15 protein-coding genes are annotated in these 18945 nt (G+C 49.7%); 7 read left to right on the top strand and 8 right to left on the bottom strand.

Features of this window, described 5'->3' with window-relative positions; all coding sequences use genetic code 11:
* Window positions 1-13 precede the first annotated feature (13 nt).
* The 8 genes from rseP to rpsB all read right to left on the bottom strand — a co-directional run bounded on the left by rseP (window position 14) and on the right by rpsB (window position 7421).
* Window positions 14-1363 (bottom strand): sigma E protease regulator RseP, encoded by a 1350-nt coding sequence (gene rseP / locus HNR75_RS09445; protein WP_188026732.1) that lies wholly within the window; start codon window positions 1361-1363, stop codon window positions 14-16.
* Window positions 1360-2556 (bottom strand): 1-deoxy-D-xylulose-5-phosphate reductoisomerase, encoded by a 1197-nt coding sequence (ispC, locus tag HNR75_RS09440; protein WP_188026731.1) that lies wholly within the window; start codon window positions 2554-2556, stop codon window positions 1360-1362. The genes rseP and ispC overlap by 4 nt, the downstream gene beginning before the upstream one ends.
* Window positions 2557-2566: 10 nt before the next feature.
* Window positions 2567-3412, bottom strand: coding sequence for a phosphatidate cytidylyltransferase (locus tag HNR75_RS09435; RefSeq protein WP_188026730.1), 846 nt, complete (start codon window positions 3410-3412; stop codon window positions 2567-2569).
* 16 nt (window positions 3413-3428) lie between these two features.
* On the bottom strand, window positions 3429-4208 hold the full coding sequence (gene uppS / locus HNR75_RS09430; RefSeq protein ID WP_188026729.1) for a polyprenyl diphosphate synthase: 780 nt from the start codon (window positions 4206-4208) through the stop codon (window positions 3429-3431).
* Window positions 4209-4278: 70 nt separating this feature from the next.
* Window positions 4279-4836, bottom strand: a complete 558-nt coding sequence (frr, locus tag HNR75_RS09425; protein ID WP_188026728.1) for a ribosome recycling factor — start codon at window positions 4834-4836, stop codon at window positions 4279-4281.
* 76 nt (window positions 4837-4912) lie between these two features.
* Window positions 4913-5647 (bottom strand): UMP kinase, encoded by a 735-nt coding sequence (pyrH, locus tag HNR75_RS09420; RefSeq protein ID WP_024870990.1) that lies wholly within the window; start codon window positions 5645-5647, stop codon window positions 4913-4915.
* A 67-nt stretch (window positions 5648-5714) separates the two neighbouring features.
* Window positions 5715-6593: a translation elongation factor Ts gene (gene tsf / locus HNR75_RS09415; protein WP_188026727.1), complete on the bottom strand. Its 879-nt coding sequence runs from the start codon at window positions 6591-6593 to the stop codon at window positions 5715-5717.
* A 99-nt stretch (window positions 6594-6692) separates the two neighbouring features.
* Window positions 6693-7421: a 30S ribosomal protein S2 gene (gene rpsB / locus HNR75_RS09410; protein WP_188026726.1), complete on the bottom strand. Its 729-nt coding sequence runs from the start codon at window positions 7419-7421 to the stop codon at window positions 6693-6695.
* 310 nt (window positions 7422-7731) lie between these two features.
* On the opposite strand from rpsB, the gene map reads away from it, so the two are divergent.
* The 7 genes from map (at window position 7732) to HNR75_RS09375 (ending at window position 18934) form a co-directional block, all read left to right on the top strand.
* Window positions 7732-8523 carry a type I methionyl aminopeptidase gene (map, locus tag HNR75_RS09405; RefSeq protein WP_188026725.1) on the top strand — a complete coding sequence of 264 codons (792 nt, stop codon included), beginning with the start codon at window positions 7732-7734 and terminating at the stop codon, window positions 8521-8523.
* Window positions 8524-8573: 50 nt separating this feature from the next.
* The gene (gene glnD / locus HNR75_RS09400) at window positions 8574-11210 is read left to right on the top strand and encodes a bifunctional uridylyltransferase/uridylyl-removing protein GlnD (protein ID WP_188026724.1); all 2637 of its coding nucleotides are present in this window, start codon (window positions 8574-8576) and stop codon (window positions 11208-11210) included.
* Between the two features lie 31 nt (window positions 11211-11241).
* The gene (dapD, locus tag HNR75_RS09395; protein WP_188026723.1) at window positions 11242-12069 is read left to right on the top strand and encodes a 2,3,4,5-tetrahydropyridine-2,6-dicarboxylate N-succinyltransferase; all 828 of its coding nucleotides are present in this window, start codon (window positions 11242-11244) and stop codon (window positions 12067-12069) included.
* 180 nt (window positions 12070-12249) lie between these two features.
* Window positions 12250-13269 (top strand): LacI family DNA-binding transcriptional regulator, encoded by a 1020-nt coding sequence (locus HNR75_RS09390; protein ID WP_188026722.1) that lies wholly within the window; start codon window positions 12250-12252, stop codon window positions 13267-13269.
* A 179-nt stretch (window positions 13270-13448) separates the two neighbouring features.
* A complete protein-coding gene (locus HNR75_RS09385; RefSeq protein WP_188026721.1) occupies window positions 13449-15566 on the top strand; it encodes an alpha-galactosidase in 2118 nt (705 codons plus the stop codon).
* Window positions 15567-15680: 114 nt separating this feature from the next.
* Complete coding sequence (locus tag HNR75_RS09380) at window positions 15681-17732, top strand: ABC transporter substrate-binding protein (protein ID WP_188026720.1); 2052 nt, start codon at window positions 15681-15683, stop codon at window positions 17730-17732.
* 203 nt (window positions 17733-17935) lie between these two features.
* Window positions 17936-18934 carry an ABC transporter permease gene (locus HNR75_RS09375; RefSeq protein ID WP_188026719.1) on the top strand — a complete coding sequence of 333 codons (999 nt, stop codon included), beginning with the start codon at window positions 17936-17938 and terminating at the stop codon, window positions 18932-18934.
* Window positions 18935-18945: the final 11 nt, after the last annotated feature.

Genomic DNA, 18945 nt, shown 5'->3' with positions numbered 1-18945 from the left:
CCTTGTCTATCCGTTAAAAACGGGTGAAATCATTGAACAACGCAATAGCCATCAAGCACATTAATAAGGCCGCACCGATCCGGTAAGCTATATCCTGTACCTTTTCGGGAACCGGACGACCCAGCAGTGCCTCGATTCCGAAAAACAGCAAATGTCCGCCATCAAGCACCGGTAAAGGTAATAAATTCATAATACCAAGGTTAACACTGATTAGTCCCAGGAAACCCAGGAAATAAACGAGACCAAACCCTGCACTATCACCCGCGCCTTTCGCTATTGAGATGGGGCCGCTCAAATTATCAACAGAAATAGTCCCGGTCAGTAATTTACCTACCACATCCAGTGTCAGCTTTGTTACTTCAGCCGTACGCTTCAACGCATGGGAAACCGCATCCACAGGCCCATAACGGGTTTCTGTCAGATATTTTTCCGGTAATGGTTTAACAACGGGCATTAAACCGGCAAATCCGATAATCCGGTCTTTGGTTTCTCTGCGTTCCGGTATTAATGTAACAGATATCGTCTGGTTATCACGTGACACCTGTAACTGTAATGGAATATCCGGGGATTGCTGGATAGTTTTGGCAAACTGCTGCCAGTCGTTCACGGAGATCTGATTTACAGAAAGAATTTTATCGCCAACCTGCAGCCCGGCTTTCTCACCCGCCCCACCAGGCGTTAACTGCGCCAACTCGGGCAAAATTTCCGGTGCAAGCGGACTAAAACCGAGTTTACGGAATGGCAACGGCTCATCCGGGCTGATATTCCAGTCAGTCAGCGGCAGCATGATCCGTTGCTGAACACCAGATTCGGATTCTACGGTCAGGTTGATTTCTGATTGTCCGGCCGCCCCGACAAAACCATAACTGACGCCTTCCCAATCAGTGACGGCTTGCTGGTTAACCTTGAGGATCTGCATTCCGCTGCGTAATCCGGCCTGATAAGCAACGGACGATGGTGTAATTTCACCGATCACCGGTTTAACACCCGGAACACCAAGCAGAAACACCAGCCAGAAAGCCACCACCGCAAAGACAAAATTCGCTAGCGGTCCTGCAGCCACGATAGCCGTACGTTTGGCAACCGACTGATTATTGAATGCCTGTGATTTAAGCTCAGCCGGAACAGTCTCGATCCGTTCATCAAGCATCTTGACATAGCCACCCAGCGGGATCAGTGACAACGAGTATTCCGTGCCATCCTTACCTTTCCGGTTCCAGAGAATTTTTCCAAAACCTAATGAAAAGCGAAGTACTTTCACGCCACAACGGCGGGCAACCCAGAAATGTCCCCATTCATGTACTGCGATCAGAATAATCAGTGCAATCAGGAATGAGGCTAAATTCCATAATCCGGCGCTCATACGCTTAACCCCGCAATTTTCTGATGAGCCAGTTGTCTTGCTTCAGCATCAATCGCCAGAATAGATTCCAGATCGTCAATATTACCCGGGTTTAATTCCGAGAGTACATCCGCGACCACATGGTGTATTTGAGTAAAACCAATCGAGGTATTTAAAAATGCGTCGACAGCGATTTCATTAGCCGCATTAAGCGCCGTTGTCGCGCCCTGACCGGCCCAGCAGGCATCAATAGCCAGTTTAAGACAAGGATAACGCTCGAAATCAACCGGCAAAAATGAAAGCTCACCGACTCGCGAGAAGTCCAGGGGATTTACACCTGAGACCACCCGCTCCGGGAACCCCATCGCATGCGCGATAGGTGTCCGCATATCCGGTTGTCCCATTTGTGCGAGCACAGAACCATCGCGGTACTGAACCATGGAGTGAATCACGGACTGCGGGTGAATAATGACCTGAATTTGTTCCTCAGACGCATTAAACAGCCATTTTGCTTCAATAAACTCCAAGCCTTTGTTCATCATAGTCGCAGAATCGACCGATATTTTTCGTCCCATCGACCAGTTCGGGTGGGCCACTGCCTGTTCCGGTGTGACTGAAATCAGATCTGCCACCGGTGTATAGCGGAATGGTCCTCCAGATCCGGTCAGCAGAATTTTATCCACGCCGGCGGCACTGAGATCACAGCGACCCAACTTTGCCTGCGCCTCTGCGGGCAAGCACTGAAAAATGGCGTTATGTTCACTGTCTACAGGCAGAATCCGGGCATCATTCTGGTGAGCTGCGTCCATAAACAGACGGCCTGACATCACCAGCGCTTCCTTGTTGGCCAGCAGAACTGTCTTGCCGGTTTTAATGGCCGCCATCGCCGGTAATAACCCAGCCGCGCCCACTATTGCTGCCATGACAATATCGACAGATGAATGCGATGCGACCTGGCATAACGCATCTGCACCAGCCAGCACTTCTGTATTCAGCTTGTACGATTGCAGCGCCTGCTGCAATGCAGCGGCTGAAACATCGTCAGCCATAACCGCAAATGCCGGACGAAACTCCAGACAATCAGATACCATCTGCGTTACATCCTGATTTGCGGTCAGCGCCGTTACAACAAATCGATCGGGATGACGCCGCACGATATCCAATGTACTGCGACCTATCGAACCTGTAGATCCGAGAATGGTCAGATACTGCATGCTATAACCCTTAACTTAATAACAGATAACTTACTACAAACACAGGCAAAGCCGCTGTCAGGCTATCAATTCGATCTAAAATACCGCCATGTCCAGGCAACAACGAGCCTGAATCCTTGATACCTGCAACCCGCTTGAACAAACTTTCAGTCAGATCGCCAAGAACAGAAGCCAGCACCGCAAGTACAGAACTGACAATAATAGCAACACTTTGTTGAGCAGAGCTGTGAACCTTAACCGTAACCACAACGGCCAGCAATGTGGCTGCTCCCACCCCGCCCATTAACCCTTCAATAGTTTTATTCGGACTGACTGCGGGCAATAGCTTGCGGGAACCGAAAGCACGGCCGGTAAAATACGCACCGGTATCGGCAACCCAGACCAGTGACATGACAAATAACAACGCCCAGCTACCTGCGCCGGGATCGTCCCGGAAGAGATAACCGCGCAGCACCAGCAACGACCAGAAAAACGGCAACAAGGTACATAACCCGAACAGCCATTGCAGCCATTTCCGCTGCTGCCACCAGGATTCGAAGCCGGGATAACGCATAATCATCACCAGCGCCAGAATCCACCAAATGATGGCTGACAGCAGGATGCCCCGCACCAATGGCTGAATCGTACCGTCCAGAATCAATTGCAAAGGTGAAAAATAGTAGGTTACTACTAAAATAGCGGTATAGCTGAGACCAAAAGCAGTGGCTGATGACGGTGAAGAAAAACGCCCCCACTCCCTGCCGGCCAGGAAAAACAAGACGGCCGCCACTAATGAAAAATATTCAACCGGAAGATAAAACAACCAGCCAATAGCCAGCGGGATTAAAATTGAAGCTGTTATAATTCTTTGTTTCAACGAAGAATATCCCTTGTTATGAGTGTTTGACTGATGACACCAGCCATTCTTTTATTTGATCGCCGGTACAACCGAAACGACGCTCACGGGAAACAAACGAAGCAATTGCTTCCATAAATTGGTCTTCACCAAAATCCGGCCACAGCACGGGAGTGAAAAAAAGTTCGGCATAAGCAATTTGCCAAAGTAAAAAATTGCTGACCCTGTGATCGCCACCGGTTCTGATCAACAGATCAACTTCTGGTATATCCGCACAGGAAAGGTGTTGCGACAGCAACGACTCGCTAATTTGTTCCGGTAATAAATCGCCCTGAGCAACTTTTGCCGCAACCTGCTGACAAGCATGCACGATATCCCACCGTCCACCATAATTGGCCGCAATATTGAGAATCATGCCGTCGTTATTGGCTGTCAGCACTTCTGCATCATGGATTTTCTTTTGCAGGCGCTCACTGAATCCCCGGATATCCCCGATAATACGCAGGCGTATATTACCATCATGTAATTTACGAACTTCGCGTCCCAGCATAATCATAAACAGTTCCATCAAAGCAGAAACTTCAGATTCGGGACGACGCCAGTTTTCGCTGGAAAAAGCAAACAGGGTCAGTGCTTTTATACCCATACGGGAGGCAACAGAGACAACCTGACGAACGGAGGTGACACCGGCTTTATGACCTGCGACGCGAATTTTACCCCGCTGTTGTGCCCAACGCCCATTACCATCCATGATAATTGCAACATGTTTTGGCATAGATTGATTGGCAATGCCCGAGATGGCATCAGGTAAAGTCATTGATTCCTCCATATAAAAAAGGCGCCATGCAGCATACTGCACGGCGCCCGTACTATACCTGATTAACAGCCTAGATTTCCATTAGCTCTTTTTCTTTAGCGGCTAACAAGTCATCAACCTGTTTTACATAACCATCAGTCAGCTTCTGGATTTCTTCCTGAGCACGACGATCATCATCTTCGGTAATTTCTTTATCTTTCAGTAATGCCTTCAGATCAGCGTTACAATCACGGCGAATATTACGTACGGAAACGCGTGATTGTTCAGCTTCTGAACGCACCAGCTTGATCAGGTCTTTACGACGTTCTTCGGTCAATGGTGGCAGCGGCACGCGAATTGTAGTGCCGGCAGAAGATGGGTTTAAGCCCAGATCCGAAGTCATAATCGCCTTTTCAACAGCCTGAATCATACTGCGATCAAACACGGTAACCGCCAGTGTACGGGCATCTTCAGCAACCACGTTGGCCACCTGACGCAGCGGAGTCGCGGAGCCATAATATTCAACACTGATCCCGTCCAGCAACGCTGGCTGTGCACGACCAGTACGGATTTTAGACATCTGAGACTTCAGTGATTCAACACTTTTGGTCATGCGATCTTTTGCATCAGTTTTAATTTCATTGATCACAATCTGTATCCTTTTTTCGCTAGATTTGGCAGACGCTTCATATTAAAGACTTTATATAGCCAAAACGAAAGTCTGATTATTTATTTTTGTGATAAATCAAAGTGCCTTCGCGTTCGCCCATAATAACGCGGCGTAATGAACCAGGTTTATTCATGTTAAATACACGAATAGGCAAGTTATGGTCACGAGCCAGGGTAAATGCGGCCAGATCCATCACTTTTAATTCTTTGTCCAGAACTTCGCTGTAATCCAGTTCTGAATAGAGTTCAGCATCGGGATATTTCACCGGATCAGCTGAGAATACGCCATCCACTTTAGTTGCTTTCAATACAACTTCAGCTTCAATCTCGATACCACGCAGACAGGCAGCAGAATCAGTAGTAAAGAACGGATTACCAGTACCCGCAGCAAAAATTACAACACGTCCGTTACGCAACAGACTGATAGCTTCTGCCCAGTTGTAATCGTTACAGATACCTTGCAGATTAATCGCTGACATCAGACGGGCATTAACATACGCGCGGTGCAGAGCATCACGCATTGCCAGACCATTCATCACGGTCGCCAGCATACCCATGTGATCACCTACTACGCGGTTCATGCCGGCTTTTGCCAGACCAGCGCCACGGAACAGGTTACCGCCACCAATGACAAGACCAACTTCAACGCCCAGTTCGATCAATTCCTTGATCTCTTGCGCCATACGATCCAATACAGTAGGGTCGATACCAAAACCTTCGGCGCCTTGCAGGGCTTCGCCACTCAGTTTCAGCAGAACACGTTTATATGCAGTTTTCGGATGAGTGCTCATTGCTCTATTTCCCGCTCATAGAAAGACCGCGACATATGTCGCGGTCTGTATTTAGCCGATGGTTCGATTAACCTTTCATGGCAGCGATTTGTGCCTGAACTTCAGCAGCGAAATCAGTTTCCTGTTTTTCGATACCTTCACCTACTTCGAAACGGATAAAGTCCTGAACGTCAGCACCTTTCTGTTTCAGCAGATCAGCAACAGTGATTGAAGGATCTTTAACGAACTGCTGACCGGTCAGAGAAATTTCACCAGTGAATTTCTTCATGCGGCCTTCAACCATTTTCTCTGCGATTTCTTTTGGTTTGCCAGAGTTAATCGCGATTTCAACCTGGATTTCGCGCTCTTTGGCAACAACTTCTGCAGATACGTCTTCTGGCTTAACGAATTGTGGACTGTTTGCAGCAACGTGCATTGCCAGATCTTTCGCCAGCTCTTCGTCGCCGCCAACCAGTTTGGTAACAACACCGATACGTGCGCCGTGTACATAAGTACCCAGGTTTTCACCTTCGATGATCATTACGCGACGCAGGTTCATGTTTTCGCCGATTTTTGCGATCAGGTTGTTCAGAGTAACCTGAACAGATTCACCTGCGCCGAAATCAGCTTCTTTTAATGCTTCTACGTCAGCAATTTTGCCAGCCAGTGCGATTTCAGCAACTTTGTCGCCGAAAGCACGGAAGCTTGCGTCTTTTGCTACGAAGTCAGTTTCGCAGTTCAGCTCTACCATCACAGCTACGCTGCCAGCAGATTTAGCAATGATGATACCTTCAGCAGCGATACGGCCTGCTTTTTTCGCAGCTTTAGCCTGACCTGATTTACGCATGTTTTCGATGGCCAGTTCGATGTCGCCATTCGCTTCGGTCAGTGCTTTTTTACAATCCATCATGCCTGCGCCAGTACGTTCACGCAGTTCTTTCACCATTGCAGCAGTAATATCTGCCATGTCATCCGTCCTCAAATTAGATAAATGCCATTTACAGCAAAAAGGGGCCACAGGGGCCCCTTCAAACCTGTACGATTCGTGTCAGGGCCTAACTAAAAATTAGTTAGCTTCAACAAAACCGTCTTCTTCAGCCTGAGCAACGATGTCCAGCTCACGAGCTGTTTTGATTGCATCAGCAGCAGCAGTCAGGTACAGCTGTACAGCACGGATCGCGTCATCGTTACCTGGGATGATGTAATCAACGCCATCCGGGTTAGAGTTGGTATCAACGATAGATACAACCGGGATACCCAGGTTGTTAGCTTCTTTGATTGCGATATGTTCGTGATCAGCGTCGATTACGAACAGAACATCAGGCAGACCGCCCATGTCTTTGATACCGCCCAGGCTCTTCTCCAGCTTTTCCATTTCACGAGAACGCATCAGCGCTTCTTTCTTGGTCAGCTTTTCGAAGGTACCGTCTTGTGACTGAGTTTCCAGATCTTTCAGACGTTTGATTGACTGACGAACAGTTTTCCAGTTAGTCAGCATACCACCTAACCAGCGGTGGTTCACATAGAACTGGTCGCAGTTTACTGCAGCTTCTTTAACAGCTTCAGTAGCAGCACGTTTGGTACCAACGAACAGTACTTTGCCTTTTTTAGAAGCAACACTAGACAGGTAGTTCAGCGCGTCATCAAACATTGGAACAGTTTTTTCCAGGTTGATGATATGAACATTGTTACGGGCACCGAAAATGAACGGCTTCATTTTTGGGTTCCAGAAACGGGTCTGGTGACCGAAATGAACACCTGCCTGCAGCATGTCGCGCATAGAAACTTTAGCCATTTTATTCCTCTTTGGGGTTGGGCCTCCACACATCCCTCACTCCGACCATTCAGGCACCCCGGAGCGGGTTATAGATGTGTGTGTGGTATTTAAGTTAATTGATGAAACCGGAGAGACTCTCCGTTCGGGCGGCTTTATACCATAAAGGCGCTTCTTACGCCACTTCAAATAGGTAAAACCGTGCGGTTTTAATACATGGAAGAGCGGTTAATACTGTTGTTGAGACTAGCACTCATTTTCTATTGTCTATAAAATTGGTGAAACATCATACCTGTCGTTCGGTTACAGGTTTTCAGTTCAGAGAAATATTATGTCCATCATTATTAAAACCGCGGAAGAAATCGAAAAAATGCGTGTGGCCTGTCGGCTGGCGGCAGAAGTACTGGAAATGATCGCTCCGTACATGAAGGCCGGTATCACCACCGAAGAGCTGGATAACATCTGCCACGATTATATCGTTAATGTGCAAAAAGCGATTCCGGCACCGCTGAATTACCACGGTTTTCCTAAATCTACCTGCATATCCATCAACCATGTCGTCTGTCATGGCATCCCCTCTCCGGATAAGAAACTGAAAGAGGGCGACATTGTAAATATGGACATTACAGTGATCAAAGATGGTTACCATGGTGATACATCGCAGATGTTTATCATTGGTAAAGGCAGCATCATGGCAGAACGTCTGTGCCGTGTTGCTCAGGAATGTCTCTATCTCGCCATCAAAATGGTCAAACCTGGTGCACGCCTGGGTGATTTTGGTGCAGCCATTCAGAAACATGCCGAAGGTCATGGCTATTCAGTGGTGCGTGAATATTGCGGACACGGCATCGGAAAAGGTTTCCATGAAGAGCCTCAGGTTCTGCACTATGGTAAAGCCGGTACCGGTGAAATCCTGCGTCCGGGCATGTGTTTTACGATCGAGCCGATGATCAATGCCGGTAAACCACAATGCAGCGTTCTGAAAGATGAATGGACTGTCGTCACCAAGGATCGCAGTCTGTCTGCACAATGGGAACATACTTTGCTTGTTACTGAGGATGGATGTGAAGTCCTGACCTTACGTAAAGATGAAGCACTGGAGCGTGTTATTCATCACAGCTGATTTATCCCCGGCTCCACAGTGACGTGGGGCCTAACTCTTTGGAATTGCTTATGCTTCCGGAACATCTGAACCCACACGCCATACCCGGCGATCAACTGACTCTCCCCTACTGCAAAGAATTACTTTCGCATCTTCAAGGCTGGTTACAGAAACAATTTGAAGCACAGGAAGATGTTCTGACACTGGTCATGGCCCGTTCTGATTTTACAGACCAGTTACTGACCCGGTTGTGGCAAAAATTCGGATTGGATAAACATCCTTCTCTGGCTTTAATTGCCGTCGGAGGTTATGGACGCCATGAGCTTCATCCTCACTCAGATATTGACATTCTAGTATTAAGCCAAAAAAACATCTCTCCCCAGCAAGGTGAAACAATCAGTCAGTTTCTGACGTTGTTGTGGGATTTGCGCCTCGATATCGGGCATGCCGTCCGTACCCTGAAAGAGTGTATCCAGCAAGGCAAAGAAGACATTACCGTTGCCACCAATCTGCTGGAAAGCCGGTTGATCTGTGGTTCAGCTCAGACGTTTGATGCATTACAGGACGCAATTCAGCCTTCCAAATTTTGGCCAAGTGATGCCTTTTTCCGGGCAAAACGGGAAGAGCAGATGCTGCGCCATCAGCAATATCAGGACACCGCCTTTCTGCTGGAACCGGATGTAAAAAGCAATCCGGGAGGATTACGAGATATTCAGATCATTACCTGGATCGCACGCCGGCAGTATGGCGCCATGTCACTGCAGGAAATGACCAGTTTTGGCTTTCTGAATAAAGCCGAATATCAGGAGTTACAGGAATGTCAGAACTTTCTGTGGCGGGTACGCTTTGCCTTGCATCTGGCCATTCAGAAGAACGATAACCGGTTGCTGTTCGACCGGCAACGAATCGTGGCCCGCATGCTGGGCTACCCGGGTGAAGGCAATGAACCGGTTGAACAGATGATGAAGCGCTTCTTTCAGACAGTGCGTCATATCACTGAACTGAACGAAATGCTGTTACAGCTGTTTGATGAAGCAATTCTGGGTAATGAGTCGGCCAAGACACGACTGCTGAACGAAAATTTTATTTTACGTGATACGCATATTGATGTTCTGGAACCTGCGGTTTTCGAAAAGACACCGCATACCATGCTCGACCTGTTTTATCAGATCGCAGAAAACCCGGAAATAACCGGAATATACTCCTCCTGCCTGCGGGCGTTACGCAATGCCCGCCGGAGCCTGATCATTCCCCTGCAGGACCTGCCGGAATGCCGCGAACGCTTTATGGCTATTTTGCGTCATCCGCGCGGTATTTCACTCCCGTTCACGTTAATGCATGAGCACGGCATTCTCGCGGCATATCTGCCACAGTGGAGTCAGATTGTCGGTCAGATGCAGTTCGATATGTTTCATGCCTACACCGTGGATGAACATACCCACCGGTTGCTGAAAAATATTTACCGGTTCCAGCAGACAGAACGAGCCAAGCTGCATCCATTGTTTTTCGAAACATACAACCGGCTGAATAAACCCGAATTACTGTTCATTGCGGCACTATTCCACGATATCGCCAAAGGGCGTGGCGGCGACCATTCCGATCTGGGTGCGAAAGATGCCCGTTCGTTCTGTAACCTGCACGGACTGGATCGCTATGAAGGGCGTCTGGTGGCCTGGCTGGTCAAAAACCATCTGCTGTTCTCTGTTACAGCGCAGCGTCGTGACATTTACGATCCGGATGTTATCACCGAATTCGCGCATACCGTCCGGGATGAGGAGCATCTGGGCTATCTTTACTGCCTGACCGTTGCTGATATCTGTGCCACCAATGACTCCTTGTGGAACGACTGGAAAGGGACATTGCTGAAAGAACTGTTTTTTGCGACCCAGCGGGCGCTGCGACAAGGTCTGGAAAATCCGCCGGACATGCGCCTGCGTATTCGTGAGAATCAGCGTCAGGCCATGCTGATTCTGAAAATTCAGGGTTATAACGAACAGGAAGTGAATCAGCTCTGGCAACAATTCAAAGCTGATTATTTCATGCGTCACGGCCCGGAACAGATCGCGTGGCATACGCGTCACATACAGGATCATATCAGGGACGGGAAAAATACGCCGCTGGTGGTATTTGGTAATCACAAAACCCGGGGTGGCAGTGAAATCTTCCTTTACTGCCATGACATGCCGAACCTGTTTGCGACAGTGGCCGCCATTCTGGATCATAAAAATCTGAACATTCATGATGCGCAAATCATGAACTCCAAAGCGGGCTACGCGATGGACACGTTTGTCGTCACCGAGCCGAATGGTGAACCTGTGGTCGTCGACCGTGTACCGATGATTGTCCAGTCACTGGAACAGGCGCTGAGCCGGCCGGGTTATCCTCTGCCGCCATCACGGCCATTGTCACGCCGCCACCGTCAGTTCCAGGTGCCTACCCGGATTACCTATCTGCCGGTCAAAGGCGAGCATAAACATTGCCTGATTGAGCTGGTCGCACTGGATAGCCCCGGCGTGCTAGCCCGCATAGGCTCGGTCTTCCAGGAATGCGAACTGGAAGTTCATGCCGCCAAAATCACGACCATCGGGGAGCGTGTTGAAGACTTCTTCAGTCTGTCACGCCATGATAATTTGCCATTAGCGGATGAAGACAAGAAAAAGCTGGAAGAAAAACTGATAGAAAAACTAAATCCATCCGACGAAATGTGATAAAAAGAAGCGTTTTTTTAGGGAGAGAAACATGTCTGACTTACAACGCATCATTGATGACGCATTTGAGCGTCGCGATACCATTACTCCAAACAGCGTCGATCCGATTGTTCGTGAAGCGGTGCTGCAAACTATCGACATGCTGGACGCCGGTCAGATCCGCGTAGCAGAAAAAATCGCCGGAGAATGGGTGGTGCATCAATGGGTGAAGAAAGCAGTTCTGCTGTACTTCCGCATCAATGATAATGCGCCACTGCAGGGTGCCGGTACTCAGTATTATGACAAAGTACCACTGAAATTTGCTGACTACACTCCTGAACAGTTCAAGCAGGAAGCTATCCGTGTTGTTCCGCCAGCAACCGTCCGTAAAGGTTCTTTCATTGCCCGTAATGCGGTACTGATGCCATCTTACGTCAACATCGGCGCTTACGTTGGTGAAGGCACCATGGTTGACACTTGGGCAACCGTAGGTTCTTGCGCTCAGATCGGTGCCAACGTGCATTTGTCTGGTGGTGTAGGTATCGGTGGTGTTCTGGAGCCGTTGCAGGCTGGTCCTACCATCATCGAAGACAACTGCTTCATCGGTGCCCGTTCTGAAGTGGTTGAAGGCGTGATCGTAGGTGAAGGCTCTGTGATTTCCATGGGCGTATTCATTGGTCAGTCTACCCGTATTTACGACCGTGAAACCGGCGAAATCCACTACGGTAAAGTACCACCAGGATCAGTGGTTGTTTCAGGTTCTCTGCCATCCAAATGTGGCAAATACAGCCTGTACGCTGCCGTGATCGTGAAGAAAGTAGATGCGAAAACCCGTTCTAAAGTAGGTATCAACGGCCTGCTGCGCAGCATCGACGAATAATTTCGTCTGTTTTCGCAAGTCACACTCAATAACGTCCCTTTCATGGGACGTTATTTTTTGGCGCCAGCTCACAGAGTTAAGCAGAGATTTATGCTGTTTGCCCCGGATAGATGGAAAAGAATATTTTTATCCCATAAAGTCGTTGGTTCGGGTTGTATCCTCTTTTTGCTGTAGAGAATTATGTCGCTGAAAGCTATTGCTCAGGAATTAGGTATTTCGATCACCACCGTCAGCCGTGGCCTTAATGGCTACAGTGATGTGGCGGAACATACCCGCCAGCTGATCATGGCGGCTGCAGAAGCTCGCGGCTATCTGCCCAATGCCTCGGCTCGACGTTTGAAAACCGGCAGAACGGATGCGGTCGGCCTGGTTTATCCGATGGTGACCGCCGCGTTGTATGACCCGAATCTGCTGGATATTGTCGCGAATATCACCAGTGCGTTTGCCGATTTTAATATTGATATCGTCATGGTATCGGATCAGGAACACCACGGACATTCTCCCTATGTCAGTTTGATAGAAAGTGGCCGGGTTGACGCGCTGATCGTCATGGACGTCATGAACGAAGATCCCCGTATCAATTATCTGCAATCCCGCGGCCACAAATTCCTCTCTTTCGGGCGTTGCAATACCAGCAAGCCGTATGCCTGGATTGACTTTGACTGTGAAATTGGCAGCCGGCGCGCTGTGCGTTATCTACTGGACAAGGGCCACCGACAGATCGCCTATCTGGGGGGCAACGATGAACGAGCTTTTATCAGCCAGCGTAAAGATGGTTTTATCCAGGAAATGAACGCAGCAGGCATTGCAGTACCTGAACATTATATTCTGCAGTGCGCCCGCAATCGCCGCAGCGGAATGACGGCAATGAAGCAGATCCTCACCTACCCAGATCGTCCTACCGCTATTCTGGTCGACAGCAGCATGTTGGCAGATGGTGCCATCATGGTCGCGGAACAGGCAGGACTGATTCCCGGCGAGGATATCTCTTTTATTGCCTATGATGGTTTACCGCCGGATACCTATTCTGACAAGCACATGACCAGCGTACAGCTGTCTACCTCCGAAAAGAAAAGCAAACAGATTGCCGACATGACGCTGGCGCTCATTCGCGGCGAGAAACCGGAAAATCTGCATGTACTTTGGGAACCCGAGATTGTCGAAGGAAACACGGTAAAAGACCTGCGTACTGCTTCCTGACCTCTCATAATTTCCGTTCCAAAACGTTAACCAGCTCCCATTTATATTCCCAGAATTGATGCCATTTTGCGTTTAATCACAAATCCAAAACGTTTCGGTATTGATCCGAAACGTTTTGGAATACCTTCTCGCCATCAGAGTTACCGTTTAAACCGATTCCCTGACGGAGTATGCGAACAATGAAGGACAACGTAGTTCATCTGCAAGGCAAGACGTCAGATCTGATTCTTCAGATCTCGCCTGTCGTTGAGATTTTATATTGGGGCGACAAAATTTCCGGTGTCGATGCCGCTGCGATTCAGGCAGTAAAGCGTGCAGTGCCGAATGGTCGCCTGGACGTGGATACACCGGTGACATTGAGCCCGGAACAGGGCCGTGGCGTATTCAGCAGTCCGGGTATGGAAGGCCATCGTCAGGGACTGGACTGGTCTCCAGTATTCAATTTCAAATCACTGCAGCAGGACAACAATAATCTGCTGATCACCACGGAAGATCCGGTTGCCGGCCTGCGTCTGGTTTGTGAACTGAATCTGGATCCGAAAACCGATGTGCTGCAGGTTCGCCACACGCTGACCAACCTGAAGTCTGAAGATTATCAGGTGGATCGCCTGGCCGTAACCTTGCCATTGCCAGAGCGTGCTGATGAGCTGATGGCCTTCCATGGTCGCTGGGTGCGTGAATTCCAGCCACATCGCGTAGAAGTGAAACATGGTGGCTATCAGCAGGAAAACCGCCGTGGCCGTACGTCGCATGAATATTTCCCGGGTTTTATGCAAGGCGCTGCCGGTTTTAGCGAACAGCAAGGCGAAGTCTGGGGTGTCCATCTGGCATGGAGTGGTAACCACCGTCTGCGGTCTGATGTGAAAACCGATGGCCGTCGTTTTGTACAGGCAGAAGCGCTCTATTTCGCCGGCGAAATTGTGTTGGCGGAAGGTGAAAGCATCAGTACACCGTGGGTTTATGCGACCTACAGTGCGCAGGGCCTGAACGGCATGAGTCATTCATTCCATCAGTTTGTCCGTGATCAGATCGTTCACTTCCCGGAAAACAAGCCGCGTCCGGTACATCTGAATACCTGGGAAGGGATCTATTTTGATCACGATCCGGAATACATCATGCAGATGGCCAGCCGCGCCGCCGAGCTGGGTGTGGAACGTTTCATCATTGATGATGGCTGGTTTAAAGGTCGTAACAATGATCTGGCCGCGTTAGGCGACTGGTATCTGGATACCAAAAAATACCCAAATGGGCTGGAACCGGTGGTCAATCATGTTCGTGGTTTAGGCATGGAATTCGGTATCTGGGTTGAACCGGAAATGATCAACCCGGACTCCGATCTGTTCCGCGCACATCCAGAATGGTTACTGGCTGTCGCCGGTTATCAGCAACCGACTGGACGCTATCAGTACGTGCTGGATCTGCAAAAACCGGAAGTTTTCGATTATCTGCTGGAACGTCTGGATGATCTGCTGAGCCGCTATGACATCGCCTATGTGAAATGGGATATGAACCGCGAAGTCGTTCAGCCTGGTCATGACGGTTACGCGGCGCTGGATGGTCAGACTAAAGCGCTGTATGACCTGTTTGATGAGCTGGGTCAGCGTCATCCGAAAGTGGAATTTGAGTCTTGCGCGTCCGGTGGTGGTCGTATCGATTATGAAATCCTGAAACGCACTCACCGTTTCTGGACTTCCGACAATAACGATGCGCTGGAACGGCAGCATATCCAGCGTGGCATGAGCTATTTCTTCCCGCCAGAGGTCATGGGCGCACATATTGGTGGCCGTCATTGTCACTGTACCCGCCGCACACACAGCATCGGCTTCCGCGGTCTGACTGCCCTGTTTGGTCATATGGGCGTCGAACTGGATCCGGTCAAGGAGAGTGCCGAAGAACAAGCCGGTTTCACTCATTACATTGCGCTGCATAAACAGCTGCGTCCGCTGCTGCACAGTGGCAACGTGGTTCGCATCGATCACCACGACCCGGCCTTGCAGATCAACGGCGTGATTGCCCAGGATAAAACCAGTGCCGTCTTCCTGTTCAGCCAGCTGGCGATGCCAACTTATACCCTCTCCGGTACTGCGCGTCTGGCTGGTCTGGACCCGGCGAAACAGTATCGTCTGCAAGTGTTGGATCAACCGGCCACACTGCGTACCGGTGGCGTGATGAAAAAACTGCCGCTGTGGCTGGAAGAAGAAACTACGCTGAGTGGAGCCTGGCTGGCCAAGGCAGGTATTGCCCTGCCGGTAATGGACCCGGAAAGTGCGCTGCTAGTCAAATTGGAAGCTGTGTAAGCGCCTCGGCGCTTACCTGAAATGAATCAGGATCTGAATACGGAATACTGTGCCGTAGCCGCTTCAGATTTAGAAAGAGAGAAATCTCGCTAAGTAAATAACAAGGATAAGCGAATGAAACAACACACATTCAAAGTCAGCTTATTGTCACTTTGCGTTGCAGGTGTTCTCGGCATGGTACCTCATGCCTTTGCCGCAGACGCTGAACCAGCTGCGTTACCGAAAGGACAGCCCTTCCCCGGACAAGGGAAAGCGATGTTACTGTCACAGAAAGATCTGATGGAATTCAAAGCATTACCTTCTTATTCAGAACCGGAATGGATAAACAAGCTGGTTAAAGAAGGCAAGCTGCCGCCGGTAAAGGATCGTCTGCCGAAAGAGCCGATGGTATTTAACAGCAAAGGTATGCCGGATGGTCCGGGTGTTTATGGTGGCGTATTCCGCATGGTGAGCGGTGGTCGTCCGGAAGGCTGGAACTATAACGCCGGTAAAAATTCAGGCTGGGGTGGCACTGAATATACCGTGGCAGAATGTCTGACCCGTACCGGTCCGCTGACCACCATCAAAAAAGAAGAACAGACGCCGCTGCCGAACCTGGCGAAAAGCTGGGAATGGTCTGATGACGGTAAACAGCTGACGATGCATCTGATTGAAGATGCCAAATGGTCGGATGGTAAGCCGTTCTCATCCGATGACGTGATGTTCCTGTGGAATGACAATATTCTGGATCCGCATGTTACTGCCTGGGCGAATGCCGATACCTATGGCAAAGGCACGACGCTGGAAGCCGTGGATAAAAACACGATCCGCTGGACCTTCCAAGAACCGCGTCCGACCCAGTATCTGTACAGCATGGCCTTCTTCCGCATGTGTCCGGGCCCGGCACACGTGCTGAAACAGTTCCATCCTAAGTACAATAAAGACGCCACTTACAGCAGTTATGCCAATGCCCTGCCTGCCGACAAGATGCCGGTAGTCACCATGGGTGCCTGGGTGCCGGTTTACCACAAAGCTGACCAGATGATCGTGCTGCGCCGTAATCCTTACTACTGGAAAGTCGACGAAAAAGGCCAGCAACTGCCTTACATGGATGAACTGCGCTTCAAACTCTCCACCTGGACCGACCGTGAAGTACAGACCGTCGCAGGTAACGCTGATTACGCCAACATGGAAAACACGACCAACTACGTTGAGTCGATCAAAAAATCGAAACAAGCGGATTCACCTGCCCGTCTGGATTTCAGTCCACGCTTCTTAGGCTGGTCGCTGTTTATGAACCTGTCGGAAGATCTGGGTGCCGGTGACGATCGTGAAAAAGCGATCCGTCTGCTGAATCGTCAGCTGAAATTCCGTCAGGCCATCAGTCACGCCATCGATCGTAATGCACTGGGTCAGACCATGGTTCGAGGTCCATTTTCACGTCCGTATGCCGGTGGTCTTTATCCGGAAGGGGTGGTGAATGATGGTTCCGTTGTTTACTACGGTTACAACCCGAAACTGGCCAAAGAATTACTGGCGGATCTCGGCTTAAAAGACACCGATGGTAACGGCATTGTGAACTGGACTGACGGCCCGACCAAAGGTCAGGATCTGGAAATCACCATGATCACACCGGATGGCCCGGGTGAAACTTCTCTGTCCGAAGGTCTGGTTTCCATGCTGCGCGAAGTCGGTATCAAGCTGATCCCGCGGCCAATGCAGGGAGCTCAGGTTGATGCCGCACTGGGTGCCAGTTCTTATGATTTCTTTATCCGCCGGAACGACAATGAATACATTCAGCCAGTTCAGCTGGCTGAAGCGCTGGCTCCGGTACACGATCAGACGCCGTACTGGCATAAAGGCACCAAAGCCAAACCGCAGAATCTGCTGCCATTTGAAAAAGAACTGGTCAGCCTGATCAACCAGTTCCAGCACGAGCCAGACCTGAGCAAACAGCTGGAAATTCTCAATAAATACAACAAGGTATTTACCGATAATGTGTACCACGTTGGTCTGGTATCTGTGCCAGGGGCACTGATTTTGAACAAACGCCTGAAAAACGTGCCACCAGGAACGCCAATCATGAGCTTCCAGTGGGCAGAAGATTCTATTATGCGTGAGCGTATCTGGATCGATCCGAAATCTGCTCCGGTTGAAGAACTGATGCCAGGCAAACTCCCTGAATAAGCAGTTGATCAATAAGTTGGATACCCAAAGTAATTGGAGTTACAGCAAGACGACAAGTGAGCGAATCCCCATGAGCATAGAGATACTATGTGATTGGGGTGAGTAAACGCCGTCAACGATGCTGCAACTTCAAGTACGAAGGGTAGAGTTAACAAACCGGTCACAGAATGTTGTCGTGACCGGCCGTCAACAAGGAATGCACTATGTTCGGTTTTATCATCAAGCGCTTGCTGGCTGCGATCCCTTTGCTGCTCATCCTCAGTATGATTTCGTTCTTTTTGATCCAGATCCCGCCGGGAGATTATGCCGACCGGGTGAAGAGTCAGGCCATTACCATGTCTGGGATGAGTGAGCAGGATGCTCAACAAATGGCGGACAAATATCGTGAAGATCACGGCATGAATGCGCCATTGCCAATGCAGTATGTCCGTTGGGTCGGCAATATCGTGACCAAAGGCGATTTCGGCGATTCTTATACCTATAACAAGCCTATCAGTCAGCTGATCATGGATCGCCTGCCAATGACCTTGCTGATCGCGCTGATGTGCCATTTCGGTTCCACCGTGATCGGTACTTTGCTCGGTATTTTTGTGGCCACCCGGCAATACAGTATTGCCGATACCGTAGTGACCATCTTTGCCTTTATCGGCATGACCACGCCCCGCTTTGTGCTGGCGTTGATCATGCTCTACCTGCTGGTTTTCCATTTCAATTCGACCAACGTCGCAGCGCTGTTTTCGCCGGAATACACCATGGCACCCTGGAGTCTGGCTAAATTCGGCAACCTGTTGGTTCATATCTGGCCGGTACTGCTAGTGGCTATCTTCGGTGGTATGGCGCAGAACCTGCGTGTGATGCGCTCCAACATGCTGGACGTGATGCAGGCACAATATGTTGAAACAGCTCGTGCCAAAGGCCTGTCACCGATGCGGGTGCTGTTCCGTCATATCGTACCAAATGCCCTGCATCCGATGATCATGTTCCAGGGGGTTGCCCTGCCCTACATGATTGCCGGTGAGCTGGAAATCGCGATTGTCTTTGCCCTGCCAACCGTCGGTCCGCTAATTGTCCAGGCCATGCAGGATCAGGACGTTTTTGTCGTCGCTTCATGCATGCTCATTCTGGCTACCACACTGGTGATCGGTAATCTGATCGCTGATATCACGCTGGCCTTACTGGACCCTCGTGTCCGTCTGTCCTGATAAGAGGTTTT

It is taken from the genome of Tolumonas osonensis, from assembly GCF_014202415.1.
GTDB lineage: Bacteria > Pseudomonadota > Gammaproteobacteria > Enterobacterales > Aeromonadaceae > Tolumonas > Tolumonas osonensis.
Note: the sequence above shows the minus strand (reverse complement) of the source record. Positions and strands in the feature narration are given on the sequence as shown.